Consider the following 14,932-nt stretch of genomic DNA (forward strand, 5'->3'; position numbering starts at 1 on the left):
GTGGTCGGAGACGTGCCGGTACACCCGGACGCGCCTCCGCTCGAATCGTCACCGACGACGTGCCCCGCCCGTCACTCGCCGATCCCACCGCGGATCGGAACGGAGGTGGCCATGGAATTCCTGGCCTTCGTCCCCGTCCTGCTCACCTTCCTCGGCGCGCTCTACTTCGCGGCGCGCCTCATCGTCGACCGCGAGATCCGATCCGCGGAACGAGAATTCGGTACCGCGGACAGCGGTCAGGCCTCCGAGGTGTCGGTGGATTCGGGGGAGACCGGGGTCGACGCGGCCTCGCCGGTCGTCGTCGCGGCGGACTCTGCGGGCCGCACGCGCGGCGGTTCCGGAGCGATCGGAGGGTGAGCCGGACGGCGTCGCCGGTAGAGCACGACCCCGCCTGCGGCTGCGACGGCAACCGCGCCCGCGACGACGAGACCGACCCGCCTGCCCGTGCGCTCCGGTCGTGAGGAGGACTTCGCGGCACACCGCTCGGCCGCGGCACGCCGGGCCGCCGTGAGCAGTCCGCCCGCGACGTCCAGGCCCTTGCGGGCTGCGAACAGTCCGGCCGCACTCGAGCCCTGCGCGAGCGCTACCGCACCCTCGCCGGCCACGCGGAGAGCACCCGCGAGATTGCCGGATTCGTCGTGGCGTCGCACGAATGCCGGAAGCCACACGTCGTCGGTCTCGGCATGGATCAGCTTGCTCATGCGTCCACTCTTCCACACCACCCGGGACCTGAGGTCGTGACCGGAGGAGCGTGTCCCGCGCCGCCTGCCCTGCCCGGGAAGCGGGCAATGGCACCATGGTGGGGTGACTTCACCGCATCAGACAGCAACGGCCACGCTCCATACGAACCGCGGCGACATCGTGATTGCTCTCTTCGGCAACCACGCGCCGAAGACGGTCGAGAACTTCGTCGGCCTCGCTCAGGGCACCAAGGAGTACAAGACCCAGAACGCCAAGGGCGAGACCAGCGGTCCGTTCTACGACGGCGCGGTCTTCCACCGCGTCATCGACGGCTTCATGATCCAGGGTGGCGACCCCACCGGCACCGGCCGCGGCGGCCCGGGCTACCAGTTCGCCGACGAGTTCCACCCCGAGCTGCAGTTCGACCGCGGCTACCTGCTCGCGATGGCGAACGCCGGCCCGGGCACCAACGGCTCGCAGTTCTTCATCACCGTCGGCCCGACCCCACACCTCAACCGTCGCCACACCATCTTCGGTGAGGTCGTCGACGCCGAGTCGAAGAAGGTCGTCGACGCGATCGCGACCACCGCCACCGACCGCGGCGATCGCCCGGTCGACGACGTCGTGATCAACAGCATCACCATCTCCTGAGAGAGTTCCCATGACGAACCCCGGCTGGGGCTCCGCGGCCGAGGGTGGTGGCCCGCAGCCCCAGCCGCGGTGCGTTCGCCATCCCGACCGCCCGACCCTTCTCGCCTGCTCCCGCTGCGGCCGGCCCGCGTGCCCCGAGTGCCTGCGTCCCGCCTCGGTCGGTCAGCACTGCGTCGACTGCGTCGCCGCGGCCGAACGGTCGACACCGCAGGCCCGCACCATCGCCGGCGCACCCGTCCGCTCCGATCGGCCCTCGCCGATCGTGACGTACGTGCTCATCGCGCTGAACGTGCTCGTCTTCGGCATCACCGCCGCGCAGTCGGGCAGCGTGATGACCAACGAGCAGGGCTCGGCGCTGTTCCTCGACTGGGCGCTGTGGCCGCCCATCATCGCCGCGCACGGCGAGTACATCCGGATCCTCGGCAGCGGCTTCCTGCACTTCGGCCTGCTCCACCTGGCCGTCAACATGTTCGCGCTGTGGGTGATCGGCCGCGACACCGAACTCGTGCTCGGACGCGCCCGGTACCTCTCGGTCTACCTCGTGTCGATCCTCGGTGGGTCCGCCGCGGTGATGTTCATGGAGACCGGTGCGGTCACCGCCGGAGCGTCGGGAGCGGTCTTCGGTCTGCTCGGCGCGCAGGCCGTCATCCTGCTGCGCCTGCGTCGCAGCCCGGCACCCGTGCTGACCATCGTCGGCCTCAACGTGATCATCAGCATCACCATCCCTGGCATCTCCCTGTGGGGTCACCTGGGCGGTCTCGTCGCCGGTGCCGCCGCGACCGCGGCCCTGCTCTACGCCCCGCAGTATCTCGGTGCCGGCACCGACCGGGACCGCATCGTGCGCACCGGGTGGATCGCGCTGGTCGCGGTCGTCGTGGTGACGCTGGTCGCGATCGTGCTCGCCGTCGTGCGGCTACGCGATCAACTGGGCGTCTGATCGGGCGCGAGATCGCGCACCGCCAACGCGGCGTGCACGTTCCGCGGGTCGGTGCCCAGATCCCACCGGCCGAAGATCATCAGGTTCTCCGTGCCGGTCGCGGAGTCGATCGTGTCGATCTCGAGCATCGGCACGCGCCGCCCGAAGCGCGGGTACTCGACGATCCGCACGCGGTGCAGGGCCGCGCGCGGGAACTCGCGACGACCCGTCAACCGCATCGTCGCGATCCCCGTTCCTCCGGGGAGCACTTCGAGACGCGGACGCTGCCGCAGTGCGAGCGCGACCATCACGAGGACGAGCACCGCAGCGAACCCCACCAGCACGCGACCGGCCGCGTCGGGAACCGCAACCGCGGCCGTCACGGCCAAGGCGATCCCGGCAGCCGACAACGCCGCTATCGCGGCGGGTGGCGTCGCCCACCGCAGCGGTGTCTCGTCGGGCATCTGCGTCCTCTTCCGATCCGTTCTCCGGGGACCCGTCACCGGGTTGTGCACAGTGTTATCCCCAGGTGGGGATGAATAACATCGATGTAACCCGAGCGGGCGCGGAGGTCAGCGCCAGTTCATCGTCATGATCAGACCGACCACCATGAACCCGAAACCGATCAGGAAGTTCCAGGCACCGAGATCGTTCATCCACGTGATCTGCTCGGCCGCGAGGTAGTAGACGATCAGCCACAGCAGCCCGATGACCATCAGGGCGAGCATCACCGTCACGTACAACGTGCTCGACGGCGTGCCCTTGACCTTCACCGGGGTGCGGCTCACCGTCCGGGTCGCGGAGACGTCCTTCTTGCGAACCTTCGACTTGGGCATGGTGTCCTCGTTCTCAGGACTCCACCCGTCGTGCGCGGATGGAGTGGTCGGTCAACTACCTGTTGAGATCACGCTAACGTAAGCCCAGGATCGGAGGTACGACGTGTCGGAACGACGACTGCGCGCGCCCGTGTGGGGTGTCGCGACCCTCGTCGTCTGCCTCGTGGCCGGTCTGCTCGTGGGCACCACCCGCGGAGTGTCCGAGGGCGACGAACTGCGCGCCGGCGACTCCCCGCGACTGTCCGATCTGGTCCGGGCCGCCCAGGAGAAGGCCGACGAACTGGCCGCCACCCGCGACGATCTCACTGCCCGCATCGACGAACTCCAGGACCGTGCCGCGGTGAACGACGAGGACGTCGCCGCAGTGCTCGACGACCTGTCCGCGATCGGGGACCCGGCCGGACTCGTGGCCCGGAGCGGTCCGGGCGTGACCGTCACCCTCACCGACGCGCCCCGTGATGACAACGGGCGCTATCCGTCCGGTGCCTCACCCGACGATCTCGTCGTGCACCAGCAGGACGTGCAGAGCGTGCTCAATGCGATGTGGGCCGGCGGTGCCGAGGCCGTGGCCATGCAGGACCAGCGGATCGTCGCGACGTCGGCACCGCGTTGCATCGGCAACACGCTGCTGCTGCACGGACGCACCTACTCACCGCCCTACGTCGTCACCGCGCTCGGCGACCCGGCACGGTTGCAGGCCGCGCTCGACGCCGAACCCGGGATCCGCATCTACAAGCAGTACGCGGCCCGCTATCAACTCGGGTACACGCAGCAGGCGTCGGAGGATCTGTCGGTCCCGGCCTACACCGGTAGTTCGTCCGCGCGCTGAGACATGCCCGGGCGGGTCGCCCTCTACCGAGCACCGGGCGGGTCGCCCTCTACCGAGCACCGGGCGGGTCGCCCTCTACCGAGCACTGAGTACCCTCGTCTCATGCGCATTCTCGTCGTCGACAACTACGACAGCTTCGTCTTCAACCTGGTCCAGTATCTGGGGCAGCTCGGAACGACGGCCGACGTGTGGCGCAACGACGACGAGCGGCTCACCGCACCGGGTGCTCTCGCGCGGGTCGCGAAGGAGTACGACGGCATCCTCCTCAGCCCCGGTCCGGGCACACCCGAACGCGCCGGAGCGAGCATCGACCTGGTCAAGGCATGTGCCGACAGCAGCACGCCGCTGCTCGGTGTGTGCCTCGGCCACCAGTCCATCGGTGTCGCGTTCGGCGCGACCGTCGACCGCGCCCCCGAGTTGCTGCACGGCAAGACCAGCCTGGTCCGCCACAACGGTGCCGGAGTTCTTGCGGGTCTGCCCAACCCGTTCACGGCGACCCGCTACCACTCGCTGACCGTGCTGCCCGAGACCATGCCCGCCGAACTCGAGCCCACCGGCCACACGGAGACCGGCATCGTCATGGCCTTGCGTCACGCCGAGCTGCCGATCCACGGTGTGCAGTTCCACCCCGAGTCGGTGCTCACCCAGGGCGGTCACCGGATGCTCGCGAACTGGCTCGCGGCCTGCGGCGAGGCGCCGGACGAGACGCTCGTCGCGCGCCTCGAGGCGCAGATGGCACGCGCGCTCGACGGCGGAGCCGCCTGACCCACTCCGTATCCGACGAGAAAGGCGCCGGTCCTTCGAGGACCGGCGCCTTTCTCGTCGTCAGCTCGCTCAGCGGATGCCGAGCACACCGACTCCCACGGAGATGGGCTGTTTCTTCGAGATCTCCGATCCCGGCGGCTGGGCCTGCGTGATCACGGTGCCGACGAGATCGACGTCGAGCGTCGCCTCACGCGTCTGCTGCAGCTGGGAGGCGTTGCCCGTCCAGCCGGCGCTGCGCAGCGCGGCGAGCGCATCCGAGACCGACCGGTTGGTGATGACGGGCATCTCGATGCGGTCGCCGTTGGACACCCGCACGGTCACCGTCGACCCCTGTTCGGTGGAGGCACCGCCGGCCGGGCTCGTCGACACGACAGTGCCCTCGGTCTCGCTGGAATCGATCTGTTCGACGACGACCTTGAAACCGGCGCCCTCGATGTTGTCGCTCGCCACCTCGACGGTCTGGCCCACGACGTTGGGGACGCGCACCAGTTCGGGGCCGGATCCCAAAGTGATGGTGATGGGGCTGTCGCGGTCGACGCTGGCTCCCGCACCGGGGCTCTGGTCGACGACGAGGTCCTCGTCGTCGGCATCCGACGGAGCGCGTCCGACGTTCGGGTCGAGCCGGAGACCGACGGCGGACAGCTCCTGGGCTGCGCGTTCCTGCGTCATGCCTTCGAGCCGCGGGATCTGCACCTGTTCCGGTCCGCTCGACACCTCGAGGGTGACGGTCGAACCTTCCTCGGCCTGGCTCCCGGGCACGGGACGGGTGTTGATGACGTTGCCGTTCGCGACGACCGGATCGCTCTTCTGCTGGATCGAGACCCGGAAGCCGGCGTTCTGCAGCTGGCTCTCGGCGAGCTCGGCGGAGATGTTGCGGACGTCGGGCACCGCGACCTGGGCGGCCGTCGAACCGGGGCCGAGCGACCACAGGAAGACGCCGACGATACCGACCACGGCGACTGCGGCGATGCCGAGCAGCACCTTCTTGAGAACCGAGCCGCCGCCGGAATCCTCGGCAGGTGCCCCGGCGGCACCGGCGGCCGCGACGCGGCTGTGCCGCCCCGTGTTGTTGTCGACGGAGTCGATCAGCGTCGTGCGGTCCTCGTCGGTCATCACCATCGGCGCACTCGGACGCTGCCCGCTCAGCACGCGGATCAGGTCGCTGCGCATCTCCGCGGCCGACTGGTAGCGGTTCGCGGGGTTCTTCGCCATCGCCTTGAGGATCACCGAGTCGAGCTCGGGCGGCACCGACGAATTCACCGACGACGGCAGCGGCGGATCCTCCCGCACGTGCTGGTAGGCCACCGCGACGGGCGAGTCGCCTTTGAAGGGGGGCTCGCCGGTGAGGATCTCGAACAGGACGCAGCCCACCGAGTACACGTCGGACCGGGCGTCGACCTGTTCACCGCGCGCCTGTTCCGGGGAGAGGTACTGCGCGGTGCCGATCACCGCGGCGGTCTGCGTCATCGGGCTCGCGGCATCGGAGATGGCCCGGGCGATGCCGAAGTCCATGACCTTCACCGCGCCGGCCCTGTTGATCATGACGTTGGCCGGCTTCACGTCGCGGTGCACGATCATGTTGCGGTGGCTGAAGTCCAGGGCCGCGCACACGTCGGCGATGATCTCCATCGCCCGCTTGGGGGTCATCGGACCGTCGGCGCGCACGATGTCGCGCAGCGTGTCGCCCTCGACGTACTCCATGACGATGTACGGGAGCGGCCCGGCCTCGGTCTCGGCCTCACCGGTGTCGTAGACGGCGACGATCGCCGGGTGGTTCAGCGCAGCGGCGTTCTGCGCTTCGCGCCGGAAGCGCAGGTAGAACGTGGGGTCGCGTGCGAGGTCGGCACGCAACACCTTGATGGCCACATCCCGGCCGAGCCGCAGATCCCGCGCGAGGTGCACCTCGGACATACCGCCGAAGCCGAGGATCTCACCCAGCTCGTAGCGGGAGGAGAGCTTGCGGGGTGTGGTCATGACGTTCCTTGGTTGTTCGTACCGTTGTCGGTTTCGGATGAATTGTCGTCCCCTCCACCGGCGGCCTCGGGGTCGGTCTCGTCGTCGCCGTCACCCTCCGCGCCGCCTGTGCCGCCGTCGCCGCCACCCGTGTCCTCCGCTGTGGTGGTCGTCGCCGTCGTCGTGGTCGGGACCGTCGTGGTGGTGGGCGGTTGCGTCGTGATCGGCTCGGTCGTCGGCTCCACCGTGGTCGTCGGCGGCTGCGTCGTCGTCGTGGTCGGAGGGGGTGTGAAGGTCTCCGTCTCGACGGGCGGCGGCAGCGGCACGAACGTCGTCGTGGTGGTCTGCGGCGGACGCGTCGTCGTGGTGGTCGCGCGGGTCGTGGTGAGTTGCGTCGTCGGCGACGGAGCGCTCGGGGTCTCCTCGTCGTCGCCGCCCAACAGCACGATTCCCAGAGTGACCAGGGCGAGCACCACTGCCGCACCTGCGGCCCAGGCCAGCGCTGTGGGACTCGGCGACCGTCGTCCGTCGTCGTCGGCGGGCACTCCCGCAGTCGGCGGACCTGCCACCGGCGGTCGGCCGGCCGTGGGCGGCTGGGCCGAGCGGGGAACCGACGAATAGGCCGTCTGGTCGTACTGCGTCGGGTGCAGGGCACGGGTCGAGGACGTGTGGGCCGTCGTCCCGGGAACGCCGGGCGGAAGCACCCGGTTGGCGCTGGTCACCGGCGGCACGTTGCCGGGCGGAGGCACGGGTCGTCCGGACCGCACAGCAGCGACGGCGTTGGCGAACTCGCCACCGTTCGAATAGCGGTAGGCGGGGTCCTTCGACATCGCGATCTCGATGAGTTCGCGCACCTCGGGCGGAAGATCCGTCGGCAGCGGTGCCGGGGTCTCCTGGACGTGCTTCATCGCGACGGTCACGACGCTGTCGCCGAGGAACGGGCGGCGTCCCGACAGCACCTCGTAGCCGACGACGGCCAGCGAGTACACGTCGCTCGCGGACGTCGCCTCCTGGCCCAGCGCCTGCTCGGGAGCGATGTACTGCGCGGTGCCCATCACCATGCCGGTGCGGGTGACCGGAGAGGCGTCGACCGCCTTCGCGATACCGAAGTCGGTGATCTTCACCTGGCCCGTCGGGGTGATGAGGATGTTGCCCGGCTTGACGTCGCGGTGCACCACGCCGGCGTTGTGGGCCGCCTGCAGGGCGCGTCCGGTCTGCTCGAGCATGTCGAGCGCATGCGGCAGCGACAGACGTCCGAGTCGCGACAGCACGGCGTTGAGCGGTTCGCCGTGCACGAGTTCCATCACGAGATAGGCGATGGACTGGCCCTCGGCGTCGGTGGTCTCGCCGTAGTCGAACACCCCGGCGATGCCGGGATGGTTGAGCTGGGCGGTGGTGCGGGCCTCGAATCGGAACCGGGCGAGGAAGTCCTCGTCGCCGGACAACTCGGCCTTGAGGACCTTGACCGCGACCCGCCGGTCGAGCCGGGTGTCGAGTCCTTCCCACACCTGACCCATTCCGCCGGTCGCGATGAGTCGCTGGAGACGGTAACGGTCGGCGATCATGGCGCCGCTGCTCAGAGCCATGTCAGCCTCCCTGTAATCCGGCCGAGATGACGGCCCGTCCGATCGGGGCGGCCACCGAGCCGCCGGTCGCGGCGAGAGCTCGGTCGCCGCCGTCCTCCACGATCACCGCGACGGCGATGCGGGGTTGTTGTGCAGGTGCGAATGCGATGTACCAGGTGTGCGGCGGGGTGTTCCGCGGATCGTTGCCGTGTTCCGCGGTGCCCGTCTTCGATGCGATCTGCACGCCCTGGATGGCACCGCCACCGCCGGCGTTGTTCTCGGCACCGATCATCAGGTCGGTGAGGGTCGCCGAGACCTCCGGCGAGATCGCCTGGCCCAGCGACTCGGGCTTGGTCTCCTCGAGCACCGTCAGGTCGGGTCCCTGCCGACGGTCGACGAGATACGGCTTCATGCGCACCCCGCCGTTTGCGATGGTCGCGGCGATCGACGCGTTCTGCAACGGAGTGAGGGCCACATCACGCTGACCGATGCTCGACTGGCCGAGTGCCGCGCCGTCCGGGATGGGCCCGACGGTGCTCGCCGCGACGGGCAGCGGCACGTCGAGGGTCTCGCCGATGCCGAGCTTCTCCGCCTGCGAGACCAGGGCCTCGCGTCCGTCGTCGATGCCCATCTCGACGAAGGCCGTGTTGCACGACCGCGCGAACGCCTCCCGCAACGTCACCGTCGGTGCGTCGCCGCACGCGGCTCCGCCGTAGTTCTCGAGGGTCGTCGCGGTGTCGGGCAGGGTGATCTGCGGTGCCGCGGTGAACTGTGTGTCGGGGGTGACGCCGTTCTCGAGCGCCGCCGCCGTCACGACGACCTTGAAGGTCGAGCCCGGAGGGTAGGTCTGGGAGATCGCGCGGTTGAGCATCGGCTTCTCGGGATCGGCGTTGAGCTCGTCCCAGGCCTGCGAGGTCGCGGCGCCGTCGTGTCCCGACAACCGGTTGGGGTCGTAGCTCGGCGTGCTCACCATCCCGAGGATCCTGCCGGTGCTCGGTTCGATCGCGACCACCGAGCCCGTGTAACCCTTCGAGGTCAGCTCGTCGTAGGCCACCTGCTGCACGACCGGATCGATCGTGGACACGACGTTTCCGCCGCGCGGGTTGCGACCCGACACCAGGTCGAACAGGCGACGACCGAACAGCAGGTTGTCGGAACCGTTGAGCAGCGAATCCTCGGACCGCTCGAGTCCGGTACTGCCGTACTGCATCGAGTAGAAACCGGTCACCGGCGCGTAGGCCAGCGGGCTCATCGGCTGGGCCGGCGGCGCCGGATATTCGCGCAGGTACTTGTAGCGGCTGTCGGTGGGCACCGACACCGCGAGAGCCTGGCCCGCCGCGACGATCTGTCCGCGCTGACGGGAGTACTCGTCGATCAGCACACGCGAGTTGCGCGGATCGGTGCGGAGATCGTCGGCCTTGATGACCTGCACGTAGGTGGCGTTTGCGAGCAGCGCGACGACCATGAACATCACGGCCATCGCGACCTTGCGGAGCGGACCGTTCATTCGCGCCCCATCATTTCCGTCTTGGCCTCGGCGATCGGCGTGGGCGCCTTCTTACGGGGGATCGCGGGTTGGCGGGCAGCGTGCGAGATCTTCATCAACAGAGCCAGGAGCAGATAGTTTGCGAGCAGCGACGAACCACCGTAGGACACGAACGGTGTGGTCAGGCCGGTCAGGGGGATCAACTTCGTGACACCGCCGACCACCACGAACAGCTGGACGGCGAGGGTGAACGACAGGCCGGCGGCGAGCAGCTTGCCGAAGCTGTCGCGCACCGCCAGCGCCGTGCGCATGCCGCGGACGACGAGGATCAGGAACAACAGCAGGATGGCGGCCAGGCCGATCAGGCCGAGTTCCTCACCGATCGCGGCGACGATGAAGTCGGTCTTCGCGAACGGCACCTGTCCCGGGCGTCCGCTGCCCAGGCCGGTGCCGGCGACCCCGCCGGTCGCGAGACCGAACAGCGACTGGGAGATCTGGTAGCCGGTGTTGTTGTAGTCGGCGAGCGGATCGAGCCAGGTCTCCACGCGCACCCGCACGTGACCGAACATCTGGTACGCCGCGTAGAAGCCGACGGCGAGCAGCGAGAATCCGATGATCAGCCAGCCGACACGTTCGGTCGCGATGTAGAGCATCACCAGCACGGTGGTGAACAGCAGCAGCGACGTGCCGAGGTCCTTCTCGAAGACCATCACGCCGATCGAGATGATCCAGGCCGCCAGGATCGGGCCGAGATCGCGGGCGCGGGGGAAGTCCATCCCCAGGAAGTGCTTGCCCGCGGTGGTGAACAGATCGCGTTTCGCCACGAGGACCGATGCGAAGAAGATGATCAGCAGGATCTTCGCGAACTCACCGGGCTGGATGCTGAAACCGGGCAGCCGGATCCAGATCTTGGCGCCGTTGACCTCGGAGAACCTGCTCGGCAGCAGGGCCGGGATCGCGAGCGCGATGAGGCCGATGAGACCGAGCGTGTAGCTGAACCGCGCGAGCAGGCGGTAGTCGTGCAGGAACACGAGCACGACGATGAACAGCGCGATGCCGAGCGCCGTCCACAGCACCTGCTGCGTCGCGTCGGGCGACGGCGGCGGAAGGCCCATGTAGCGGGCGTTCTCCTGGTCGGACAGGTCGAGCCGGTGGATGAGCACGAGTCCGAGACCGTTGAGCAGCGCGACGATCGGCAACAGCAGGGGATCGGCGTACTTCGCGAAGCGCCGGACCGCGAGGTGCGCGGCGAGGAACAGCGCCGCGAAGGTCACCCCGTACTTGAGCAGGTCGAGGGTCAGCGCCTGCTCCATCGAGACCTCGACGAGCATGAGCGACACGGTCGTGACACCGATGGCCGCGATGATCAGGGCCAGTTCGGTGTTGCGCCGGGTCGACTGGACGGGAGCCGGGGCGAAACCTCCCGGAGGGCTCGGGAAGGCCCCCACACCATGGGACACCGACATCAGGCGCCCACCCTGCAGTTCTGTCCGGGGATCTGGGGCGTGGGCTCGGGAGCCGGCTCCATGTTCGGAGCAGGCGCGCCGGGAGTCGGCTCACCCGGCTGAGGTTCGCCGGGCCGGGGTTCGCCGGGGAGCGGTTCACCGGGCTGGGAGGCCGGTGCCGGTTCGCCCGGCTGCGGCTCACCGGGCGCCGGGGGCTGCACCGCTGTCTCGGTGGGCGGGGTGCCGTTCGGTCCGGGAGCCGGCTGCGGCTCACCCGGCCCGGGGGCCGGTGCGGGAGTGGGCTCGGGTTCCTCCGGGGTGCACACCGGCAGCAGGTCCAGTTCGGCGAGCCGCTGCATCTGCTCGCGGGTGTCGTCGAGCGACCCCGACGGAAGACCGGCACGGACCTGCTCGCGGGCGGCGGGCCACAGATCGTCGACGAGCATCACCCGGCACGACGCGTTGGCGGGGTCGACGAGCGTGAGGTCGCCCTCGTCGGTGACGCACCCGACGCGCGCGGCCTCCTGCAGCGAGTAACCGAAGACGTCGCCGGGGATACCGCGCAGCACGGTCACACGACCGTCGTCGGCGCCGACGTAGTAGTTGTTGCGGATCAGCTGGCGGCCGACGAACAGGCCGCCGACCAGCACCGCGATGATCACGATGGCGGCGGCGGGCCACCACAGGCGGCTGCGCTTCTTCTTCGGCTCGGGCTCCGCGGTCTTGTTGATGACCCGCTTCGGGGTGGCGCGCGGCGGTCGCATCGCGGCGGCGCGACCCGCTGCGGCGGGGGAGTGTCCTCGTCGTCGTCCGCCGATGCCGCACCGGCGACGATCGGGTGCGACTGGCCGTAGTCGAGATCGATCACGTCGGCGACGACGACGGTGACGTTGTCGGGGCCGCCGCTGCGCAACGCCAGCTCGATGAGCCGGTCGGCGCACTCGTCGTGCGTGCCCTGCCGCATGGTGTCGGCGATCGTCTCGTCGCTGACGACGTCGGACAGGCCGTCGGAGCACACGAGGTAGCGGTCGCCGGCGCGGGCCTCGCGCACGGTCAGGGTCGGTTCGACCTCGCTGCCCGTCAGGGCGCGCATGATCAACGACCGCTGCGGGTGCGTGTGCGCCTGTTCCGGGGTGATACGGCCCTCGTCCACGAGCGACTGCACGAAGGTGTCGTCGCGGGTGATCTGGGTGAGCTGACCGTCGCGCAGGAGATAGGCGCGGGAGTCGCCGATGTGCGCGAGGCCGAGCTTGCTGCCGGCGAACAGGATGGCTGTGAGCGTCGTGCCCATACCGTCGAGTTCGGGCTCTTCCTCCACCTGGTCGGCGATCGAGGCGTTGCCTTCGCGGACGGCCGCGGCGAGCTTGCCGAGGAGGTCGCCGCCCGGCTCGTCGTCGTCGAGGTGGGCAAGCGCCGCAATCATCAGTTGCGAGGCGACCTCACCGGCTGCGTGGCCGCCCATGCCGTCGGCGAGGGCGAGCAGGCGGGCACCGGCGTAGACGGAGTCCTCGTTGTTGGAGCGCACGAGGCCGCGGTCGCTGCGGGCGGCATATCGGAGTACGAGGGTCACGGGCGGAGCTCGATCACGGTCTTGCCCACACGGACCGGGGTTCCGAGCGGGACACGGACAGCGGTGGTGACCTTCGCGCGGTCGAGATACGTGCCGTTCGTCGACCCGAGGTCTTCGACGTACCAGTCGGAACCTCGCGGCGACAGGCGTGCGTGGCGCGTGGACGCGTAGTCGTCGGTCAGCACGAGTGTGGAGTCGTCGGCACGGCCGATGAGAACCGGTTGGGTGCCGAGCGTGATCCTCGTGCCTGCCAGCGCGCCCTGCGTGACCACCAGGTACTTGGCGGTCTTGTTGCGGCTCAGCGTCGGCAGCACCGACTGCTTGGGGGAGTAACGCGGGAGCGGTCGCGCGGCACCGGCGTAGATGTCGGACCGGAGCGTGCGCAACACCGCCCATACGAACAACCACAGCAGGAGGAGGAATCCCGCTCGGGTCAGCTGCAGAATCAGCCCCTGCACGGTGCATCCTCCTTCGGGGTAGTCGACCGGTCGTGTTCCTGGTCGTGCGGTCACTCACAATACGGACACCGGACGACTCCATGCAGCGTCCGACGCGCTGTCACACGCGTCGGACGGTATGAACGGGTCCGGTCGGTCCTTCGATACCGGCTGATCAGAGGATGCGCACGAGGATCTCGGAGTGCCCGGCGCGAATCACGTCACCATCGGCGAGCTGCCAATCCTGCACCGAGGCGCCGTTGACCGTCGTGCCGTTCGTCGACCCGAGATCGGAGAGCATCGCGACCTGGCCGTCCCAGCGGATGTCGATGTGGCGACGCGAGACGCCGGTGTCGGGCAGGCGGAACTGTGCGTCCTGGCCGCGGCCGATGATGTTGCTGCCCTCGCGGAGCTGGTAGTAGCGACCGCTGCCGTCCTCGAGCTGGAGCGTCGCGGTCAGCACCCGACCGGCAGTCGGAGACTGGTAGCCGGCCTGCTGGTAACCCTGGTCGTAGCCGGGGGCCGCGGCGGCGTAATTCTGGTCGTAGCCGCCCTGCTGCGCGCCGTACTGCTGGTCGTAACCCGGCTGTGCGTAGCTCTGCTGACCGTAGGCCTGCTGGTCGTAGCCGCTCTGCTGGTAACCCTGGTCCTGGTAGCCCTGGTCGTAGCCGGGCTGGGCGTAACCCTGCTGGCCGTAGGCCTGCTGGTCGTAGCCCTGCTGCGGGTAGTCCTGGCCGTAGTCCTGGCTGTACGCCTGCGGCTGGGCGCCCTGAGCACCGTAGGCCTGCTGGTCGTAACCGCCCTGGTCGTAGCCGCCCTGTTGGTAGTCCTGCTCGCTGTAGGCCTGGCCGTAGGCCTGCTGGTCGTAGCCACCCTGCTGGTCGTAACCGCCCTGAGCCTGGTCGTAGCCGGCGTTGCCGTAGCCCTGGTTGTAGCGCTGCTCCTGGCCGACGTGCGCGTGACCGTTGCGTGCGTACTGCGGTTCCGCCTCGGCGGGGTCACGGCTGGGGTCGTAGCCGGGGTTCTGCGTCATTGGGCCAGCTCCTGGTTCAGAGGTCACGGGTGGGCGGTTCTGTGGGTTCCGCGGTGACGGAGCACGCGTCGCTGAGCGCCCCGCATCGGGATCTACCGAGCCGCGAGTCCGGAACTGCCCGGTGTGCAGTGCCGACGACGACTCGAAGACGACTTGGATCTCACCGTATGTCTGCCATCCCTGTTCTCGGATGAAGTCCTCAAGGTGACGGGAGAATGCCTTCACAGTCAAGTCCCGATCCGCTGCGAGGGCGTCGTGATCGGTTTCGCTGATCGTGATGACGTAGTGATTGGGGGCGAGTATGTGGCCCCGATCGAGCTGTTGGACGCCGTCCGTTGCCTCCTGCTGCAGCGCCGCCTCGACTTCCTGGGGCACGACGCCGCCGCCGAACACGCGGGCGAAAGCGTCGCCGATCGCGGCCTGGAGTTTGCGCTCGAAGCGCTGGGCGATACCCATGGCGACCCCCTTTCCGTACTCAGCGTGTCGCAATGCAGATCTCGTCACTGCATGGTATCCACTTTTCCCCGGATTCGACCCTGCGGTATTCGGCACGTCTCCGACGGATGTGCTCGGCGAGCGAGCCGGTGGCGCTCGCAGCCCTCTGACCAGGCGAATAGTCGTTTGGCTTCGGTGTGTGTTACTGTTTTCGGCGTTGCTCGGGCGAGTGGCGGAATGGCAGACGCGCTGGCTTCAGGTGCCAGTGTCCTTCGGGACGTGGGGGTTCAAGTCCCCCTTCGCCCACAGGGTGCAGTTCCACGAACTGTG

The 14,932-nt window shown here is 69.0% G+C and carries 13 protein-coding genes, 1 tRNA gene and 1 pseudogene; 5 read left to right on the forward strand and 10 right to left on the reverse strand.

Going from position 1 to position 14,932, the window contains the following annotated elements; genetic code table 11:
- Positions 1 to 236 precede the first annotated feature (236 nt).
- A complete protein-coding gene (locus U9J23_RS00140) occupies positions 237 to 701 on the reverse strand; it encodes a hypothetical protein (protein ID WP_085468669.1) in 465 nt (154 codons plus the stop codon).
- 103 nt (positions 702 to 804) lie between these two features.
- On the opposite strand from U9J23_RS00140, the gene U9J23_RS00145 reads away from it, so the two are divergent.
- Both U9J23_RS00145 and U9J23_RS00150 read left to right on the forward strand, forming a co-directional pair.
- On the forward strand, positions 805 to 1,332 hold the full coding sequence (locus U9J23_RS00145) for a peptidylprolyl isomerase (RefSeq protein ID WP_059381971.1): 528 nt from the start codon (positions 805 to 807) through the stop codon (positions 1,330 to 1,332).
- 10 nt (positions 1,333 to 1,342) lie between these two features.
- The gene (locus U9J23_RS00150; RefSeq protein ID WP_059381972.1) at positions 1,343 to 2,269 is read left to right on the forward strand and encodes a rhomboid family intramembrane serine protease; all 927 of its coding nucleotides are present in this window, start codon (positions 1,343 to 1,345) and stop codon (positions 2,267 to 2,269) included.
- Here the strand turns inward: U9J23_RS00150 and U9J23_RS00155 are convergent.
- Positions 2,254 to 2,712 (reverse strand): PH domain-containing protein, encoded by a 459-nt coding sequence (locus tag U9J23_RS00155; protein WP_059381973.1) that lies wholly within the window; start codon positions 2,710 to 2,712, stop codon positions 2,254 to 2,256. The two genes, U9J23_RS00150 and U9J23_RS00155, sit on opposite strands and share 16 nt — an antisense overlap.
- Positions 2,713 to 2,820: 108 nt before the next feature.
- Positions 2,821 to 3,084 (reverse strand): cell division protein CrgA, encoded by a 264-nt coding sequence (gene crgA / locus U9J23_RS00160; protein WP_006550938.1) that lies wholly within the window; start codon positions 3,082 to 3,084, stop codon positions 2,821 to 2,823.
- Positions 3,085 to 3,187: 103 nt separating this feature from the next.
- Between crgA and U9J23_RS00165 the strand changes: the two genes are divergently transcribed.
- Positions 3,188 to 3,913 carry a DUF881 domain-containing protein gene (locus U9J23_RS00165; protein ID WP_059381974.1) on the forward strand — a complete coding sequence of 242 codons (726 nt, stop codon included), beginning with the start codon at positions 3,188 to 3,190 and terminating at the stop codon, positions 3,911 to 3,913.
- Positions 3,914 to 4,015: 102 nt separating this feature from the next.
- Positions 4,016 to 4,678, forward strand: a complete 663-nt coding sequence (locus tag U9J23_RS00170) for an aminodeoxychorismate/anthranilate synthase component II (protein ID WP_059381975.1) — start codon at positions 4,016 to 4,018, stop codon at positions 4,676 to 4,678.
- A gap of 69 nt (positions 4,679 to 4,747) precedes the next feature.
- Here the strand turns inward: U9J23_RS00170 and pknB are convergent, their stop codons facing one another.
- The 7 genes and pseudogenes from pknB to U9J23_RS00205 form a co-directional block, all read right to left on the reverse strand.
- On the reverse strand, positions 4,748 to 6,652 hold the full coding sequence (pknB, locus tag U9J23_RS00175; RefSeq protein ID WP_064059963.1) for a Stk1 family PASTA domain-containing Ser/Thr kinase: 1,905 nt from the start codon (positions 6,650 to 6,652) through the stop codon (positions 4,748 to 4,750).
- Positions 6,649 to 8,217: a serine/threonine-protein kinase gene (locus U9J23_RS00180; RefSeq protein ID WP_059381990.1), complete on the reverse strand. Its 1,569-nt coding sequence runs from the start codon at positions 8,215 to 8,217 to the stop codon at positions 6,649 to 6,651. The genes pknB and U9J23_RS00180 overlap by 4 nt, the downstream gene beginning before the upstream one ends.
- Position 8,218: 1 nt before the next feature.
- Positions 8,219 to 9,703, reverse strand: a complete 1,485-nt coding sequence (locus U9J23_RS00185; protein ID WP_059381991.1) for a peptidoglycan D,D-transpeptidase FtsI family protein — start codon at positions 9,701 to 9,703, stop codon at positions 8,219 to 8,221.
- Positions 9,700 to 11,148: an FtsW/RodA/SpoVE family cell cycle protein gene (locus U9J23_RS00190; protein WP_059381992.1), complete on the reverse strand. Its 1,449-nt coding sequence runs from the start codon at positions 11,146 to 11,148 to the stop codon at positions 9,700 to 9,702. Before U9J23_RS00190 ends, U9J23_RS00185 begins: the two co-directional genes overlap by 4 nt.
- Positions 11,148 to 12,697: pseudogene (locus U9J23_RS00195) on the reverse strand (protein phosphatase 2C domain-containing protein). The gene U9J23_RS00190 and the pseudogene U9J23_RS00195 overlap by 1 nt, the downstream one beginning before the upstream one ends.
- Positions 12,694 to 13,155: an FHA domain-containing protein FhaB/FipA gene (locus tag U9J23_RS00200; RefSeq protein ID WP_006550946.1), complete on the reverse strand. Its 462-nt coding sequence runs from the start codon at positions 13,153 to 13,155 to the stop codon at positions 12,694 to 12,696. The pseudogene U9J23_RS00195 and the gene U9J23_RS00200 overlap by 4 nt, the downstream one beginning before the upstream one ends.
- Positions 13,156 to 13,309: 154 nt before the next feature.
- Positions 13,310 to 14,623 carry a DUF3662 and FHA domain-containing protein gene (locus tag U9J23_RS00205; RefSeq protein ID WP_059381994.1) on the reverse strand — a complete coding sequence of 438 codons (1,314 nt, stop codon included), beginning with the start codon at positions 14,621 to 14,623 and terminating at the stop codon, positions 13,310 to 13,312.
- A gap of 202 nt (positions 14,624 to 14,825) precedes the next feature.
- Here U9J23_RS00205 and U9J23_RS00210 point away from each other — a divergent pair.
- Positions 14,826 to 14,908 (forward strand) — tRNA-Leu (locus U9J23_RS00210).
- The last annotated feature ends 24 nt before the right edge of the window (positions 14,909 to 14,932 follow it).

It is taken from the genome of Rhodococcus sp. PD04 (genome assembly GCF_035918275.1).
GTDB classification, from domain to species: Bacteria; Actinomycetota; Actinomycetes; order Mycobacteriales; family Mycobacteriaceae; genus Rhodococcus; species Rhodococcus rhodochrous.

What these genes read in the sequence shown, in the direction of transcription:
- U9J23_RS00140 (WP_085468669.1), bottom strand. Translation starts at nt 701, where the DNA reads ATGAGCAAGCTGATCCATGCCGAGACCGACGACGTGTGGCTTCCGGCA.
- U9J23_RS00150 (WP_059381972.1), top strand. Translation starts at nt 1,343, where the DNA reads ATGACGAACCCCGGCTGGGGCTCCGCGGCCGAGGGTGGTGGCCCGCAG.
- U9J23_RS00155 (WP_059381973.1), bottom strand. Translation starts at nt 2,712, where the DNA reads ATGCCCGACGAGACACCGCTGCGGTGGGCGACGCCACCCGCCGCGATA.
- crgA (WP_006550938.1), bottom strand. Translation starts at nt 3,084, where the DNA reads ATGCCCAAGTCGAAGGTTCGCAAGAAGGACGTCTCCGCGACCCGGACG.
- U9J23_RS00170 (WP_059381975.1), top strand. Translation starts at nt 4,016, where the DNA reads ATGCGCATTCTCGTCGTCGACAACTACGACAGCTTCGTCTTCAACCTG.
- pknB (WP_064059963.1), bottom strand. Translation starts at nt 6,652, where the DNA reads ATGACCACACCCCGCAAGCTCTCCTCCCGCTACGAGCTGGGTGAGATC.
- U9J23_RS00180 (WP_059381990.1), bottom strand. Translation starts at nt 8,217, where the DNA reads ATGGCTCTGAGCAGCGGCGCCATGATCGCCGACCGTTACCGTCTCCAG.
- U9J23_RS00185 (WP_059381991.1), bottom strand. Translation starts at nt 9,703, where the DNA reads ATGAACGGTCCGCTCCGCAAGGTCGCGATGGCCGTGATGTTCATGGTC.
- U9J23_RS00190 (WP_059381992.1), bottom strand. Translation starts at nt 11,148, where the DNA reads ATGTCGGTGTCCCATGGTGTGGGGGCCTTCCCGAGCCCTCCGGGAGGT.
- U9J23_RS00205 (WP_059381994.1), bottom strand. Translation starts at nt 14,623, where the DNA reads ATGGGTATCGCCCAGCGCTTCGAGCGCAAACTCCAGGCCGCGATCGGC.